4 protein-coding genes are annotated in these 4,639 nt (G+C 34.6%); 2 read left to right on the forward strand and 2 right to left on the reverse strand.

Features of this window, described 5'->3' with window-relative positions; genetic code table 11:
• Positions 1–94: 94 nt before the first annotated feature.
• A complete protein-coding gene (locus C3E88_RS11865) occupies positions 95–595 on the reverse strand; it encodes a metal-dependent transcriptional regulator (RefSeq protein WP_236910398.1) in 501 nt (166 codons plus the stop codon).
• A 143-nt stretch (positions 596–738) separates the two neighbouring features.
• On the opposite strand from C3E88_RS11865, the gene C3E88_RS11870 reads away from it, so the two are divergent.
• The gene (locus tag C3E88_RS11870) at positions 739–984 is read left to right on the forward strand and encodes a FeoA family protein (RefSeq protein WP_236910399.1); all 246 of its coding nucleotides are present in this window, start codon (positions 739–741) and stop codon (positions 982–984) included.
• Positions 985–1,001: 17 nt separating this feature from the next.
• Positions 1,002–3,149 carry a ferrous iron transport protein B gene (feoB, locus tag C3E88_RS11875; RefSeq protein WP_236910400.1) on the forward strand — a complete coding sequence of 716 codons (2,148 nt, stop codon included), beginning with the start codon at positions 1,002–1,004 and terminating at the stop codon, positions 3,147–3,149.
• 193 nt (positions 3,150–3,342) lie between these two features.
• Here the strand turns inward: feoB and C3E88_RS11880 are convergent, their stop codons facing one another.
• A complete protein-coding gene (locus C3E88_RS11880; protein ID WP_236910401.1) occupies positions 3,343–4,248 on the reverse strand; it encodes a DMT family transporter in 906 nt (301 codons plus the stop codon).
• Between the last annotated feature and the right edge of the window lie 391 nt (positions 4,249–4,639).

Raw genomic sequence — 4,639 nt, forward strand, 5'->3', positions numbered from 1 at the left:
TCAAAAAACAAGGGATAGATTATTCATAAGAAGTAAAGAAGAAGGTGGGATCTATTAAAGAGGAGCCTACTAACTAAATCATTTTCGTGTGAACTTATTCAACTTTAAAATAATCATCTCTTGTATAGTTTTGCTTAAAGTTTTCAAATTTTTTCATAATATCAGGATTCTCTAACAAAAATATATTCAGTATGTATATATTTCTTAAGGTGCTAAGGCTTACACTGTGTTCTATCATCTCCGTATCCTCAAGCCTAGTATCTTCCGTGCCTATATTTTTTAAAAACTCTTCTATTATATTGTGTCTTTTCAGAAGAAACTTTCCAAATTTCTCTCCTTCCTCTGTAAGTTGAATTATACCATATTTTTGATAATCCACCATTTCCAGCTCCCTTAACTTCTGAACCGTCTTAGTTGCTGATGATGGACGAACATTTAAGTTTTTTGCCAGTTGACTTATCCGTACATAGCCTTCTTCTTTGCATATTCGATAGATCATCTCCAAATAATCTTCCATACTAAATGTTAATAGCTTTTTTTCTGCATTTATCATCTTGTAACCACGAACTGTATAAAACTCATCCTTCTTTTTCAAATACCCGCCCTCCTAAATTTTATTTTAAATGTCACATATACAATCCTTATAGCATATCTTGATTATTAGCTTTAGTTAAAAAGTTTCCCATGACTAACTTATGTAATAGAATCATAAAAAATAAATAAAATGGAGGTTTTCTTATGGAAAAAAATTTTCTTACATTAAATCAATTGCCTATTGGTTCCCAAAGTAAAGTTAAACAGCTTGTTTCAGATGGATCTACTCGTAGAAGGATGCTAGACTTAGGCCTTATCCATGATACAACCATTAAATCACTAATAAAAAGTCCTGCTGGAGACCCGGTAGCCTATGAAATTAGGGGAGCAGTCATTGCATTACGCTCTGAAGAATCATCCCAAATCCTAGTTGAGTTAATTCACCAATAAAAGGGGAGGTGCTATTAATGGGCCTAACAAACCAATCTACAGGTATAGGTGCTCTAAAAGAAATGTTTGAGGTAGAGCTAGAATCCCCTGACGATATAGTAATCGCATTAGCAGGCAATCCAAACACGGGAAAAAGTACCGTATTTAATAGCCTTACAGGCCTTAATCAACATACGGGCAACTGGCCTGGTAAAACCGTTTCTAATGCTCAAGGCAAATATACACATGGGGATAAACAGTATGTTTTAGTGGATTTGCCAGGTACCTATTCTCTATTGGCCAACTCGGTAGAAGAACAAATAGCTAGGGATTTTATCTGTTTTGGTAATCCCCATGCCACAGTAGTGGTAACAGATGCTACTTCTTTGGAAAGGAATCTCAATTTAGTCCTTCAAATAATGGAAATTACAGACAGAGTAGTTGTATGTGTAAACCTTTTGGATGAAGCTAAAAGAAAAAATATTGATATAGATCTATACAATTTAGAAAAACTATTGGGAGTTCCTGTGGTAGGAACTGCTGCTAGAAATGGTGAAGGATTAGAAGAATTGAAGGATACAATAGAAAAAGTTGCTAGTGGGGAAATCCAAACTAATCCTATAAAAGTAGATTACGGCAAGGTTCTTGAAGATACAATAAAACAGATGGAGCCTCATATTAATAATTTAATAAGAGATAGGGTTAATAATAGATGGGTTAGCCTTCGTTTAATTGATGGAGATGATGAGCTGATAAAATCGATAGATAATTACATTGGCTTCGATCTATCTAGGGATGAACTTATAAATAATAAATTAGAGGATGTTCCCCTTCATATTAAAAATAAATATGCTGAATCAAAGGATTTAAGGGATCATATAGTATATAGCATTGTAAAAACTGGAGAAAAGGTTAGCAAAGAAGTGGTTACCTTACCAGATGAAAATCATAATAAATTAGATCATAAAATAGATAGTATTTTAACTTCTAGATTATTTGGTATCCCTATTATGATTGGTCTTTTAGGTCTCGTATTTTGGATTACTATTGAAGGAGCTAATATTCCTTCCGATATATTAGCCAAGGGTTTGTTTTGGATAGAAGCTAAATTAAGTAGCTTTTTTCGACTTGTAGGAGCTCCTAATTGGCTGCATGATAGCCTAGTATTAGGGGTATATCGTACATTAGCATGGGTTATATCGGTAATGCTACCACCAATGGCAATATTTTTCCCATTATTCACCTTGTTGGAAGACCTAGGCTACTTACCTAGGGTAGCCTTCAATTTGGATTATTTTTTTAAAAAAGCAGGTGCTCATGGCAAGCAAGCTTTAACCATGTGTATGGGGTTTGGGTGTAATGCAGCTGGAATCATTTCATGTAGAATTATTGATTCTCCAAGAGAGCGGTTAATTGCCATTATTACAAACAACTTCGTCCCTTGCAATGGACGTTTCCCCATATTGATCTCCCTGGCTAGTATATTCATTGCAAGTTCTACTGGCATCCTCAGCTCTTTAATAGCTACCCTATCCGTATTGGTTGCTATCTTATTAGGGGTTGCAATTACTCTATTTATATCTAAATTATTGTCTAAGACTATATTAAAAGGATTACCTTCTTCCTTTACCTTAGAATTGCCCCCTTATAGAAAACCTAAAGTAGGTAGGATCATAGTTCATTCCATATTCGATCGTACATTGTTTGTATTAGGTCGGGCAGTTGTGGTAGCTGCTCCTGCTGGTTTGCTCATCTGGGCCATGGCTAATATAATGATCAATGATGCAAGCTTGTTAACTCATTGCGCTCAATTTTTAGATCCATTTGCCCAACTATTGGGAATAGATGGTTATATCTTGATGGCATTTATATTAGGATTACCAGCCAATGAAATAGTCATTCCCATTCTGATAATGAGCTATATGTCTAAAGGGTCTATGCTAGAGTTAGACAGCTTAGCTGAAATGAAAAAACTATTTGTAGACAATGGCTGGACTTGGCTGACGGCTACTTGTACCATGTTGTTTGCACTAAATCACTGGCCTTGTGGTACTACCCTATTAACTATCCGAAAAGAAACTCAAAGCTGGAAATGGGCTTGGATATCCTTTCTTGTACCAACAATTACTGGAATCCTCCTATGCTTTACTGTCACTCAAGGGGCAAGATTATTTGGGATAGTATAAAAAATATCCGTCCCCGGCACTAACTTACTAACCATCATGACTTGAAGACACAAAGGGGAATGAAAATGTAGTGAATACTAATAATCGTTCCCCTAAATTATGTTGAAGATATTTATAACTACTTTTAAATAGATATCTTAAAAACAGGCCAAGAAGAGGAGGAGCCTATTAGATAAATCATTTTCGTGTGAACTTATTCATAAAATCCTAATATAAACACACCTATACTTATCATAATTATGGTGAAATATTGCTTCTTAGTAAGCTTTTCCTTTAGATAAATCCTTCCAAAAATAACAGCTACTATACTATCTACTGACATCAAGGGTGCTGCAACTACTGAATTAGAGTTTAGAGCATATACATAAAAAAATTGTCCTGCTGTTTCAAATATGCCACCATAGATATTGTATTTTTCATCTACTAGCTTGTACCCTTGTTTCTTAACTACTATTATATAAAATAAGGATACTAAAGCTACAATACAAAATGTTAATTCAAAGGAGATCAGCGCTTCCTCCGGTGTAAAATATTTGCTTAAGTATACATCATCTAAAAATGTCCCTACTCCATCTAAAAGGGCATAGGATATAGGGAATAATAATGCAACTGCTCCCATTTTGTTTTCCTTATCTACTTGTTCCGAGTTTATTAAACTTTCCCTTTCTGCCTCTTTTCCTTCTAAAACAGCCAACAATATTAAACCTAGTGTAATTAAACTTACTGCAAAAAACTGCCAACCAGACATAGTTTTACCCAATACTTTAAAGGATAATATCCCTGCTATGGCTCCAGAGGTACTAGCAACTGGTGACCCTACAGATATCAATAGATATCTGTATCCATAAAAATCTATAGCCATGGACAAGATATATAAAAAAGACACTGGAAAATAGCCGAAAATGCTTTTTATATCATACTGCAAATTTATTTTTTGCAGCTCTATCACTGCATGAATACCCATCATTAAGCCTATCATTATCAATATTCTTAAATGACCATATTTATCATTAGGGTCTGTCCCCTTCTTAAAAAATACATCGGATAATCCCCAGCAAAATGTTGCAGCTATTGCAAGTGTAAACCATGTAAACTCCATTCTATTCCTCCTATACTTATCTGTTATAAATTGCAGATTTTATTATATAACAAATACCTTCCATTAGTAAAGAAAACTATCTATCCTTGGCATTAACTTATTGGCAAAATTAGCAATAAGTTAGTATCCATTAATAATGGAAAGGTACAGGATATGAACAAAACGAAAGAATCAATAGCCACAGAGGATAACAGAGCCATTGAAGGGGCATTGTTGGAATTTGTTGAGCTTCACCAAAGGTTATAGGACGGTTTTTTTATCAAGAGGTGATCTGGTAAATAATGGGCTGCAAAAATATCCGTCCCCGGCACTAACTTACTAACCATCATGACTTGAAGACACAAAGGGGAATGAAAATGTAGTGACTACTAATAATCGTTCCCCTAAATTA

It is taken from the genome of Clostridium sp. Cult3, assembly GCF_021655115.1.
Lineage (GTDB): Bacteria > Bacillota > Clostridia > Tissierellales > Tepidimicrobiaceae > PPXY01.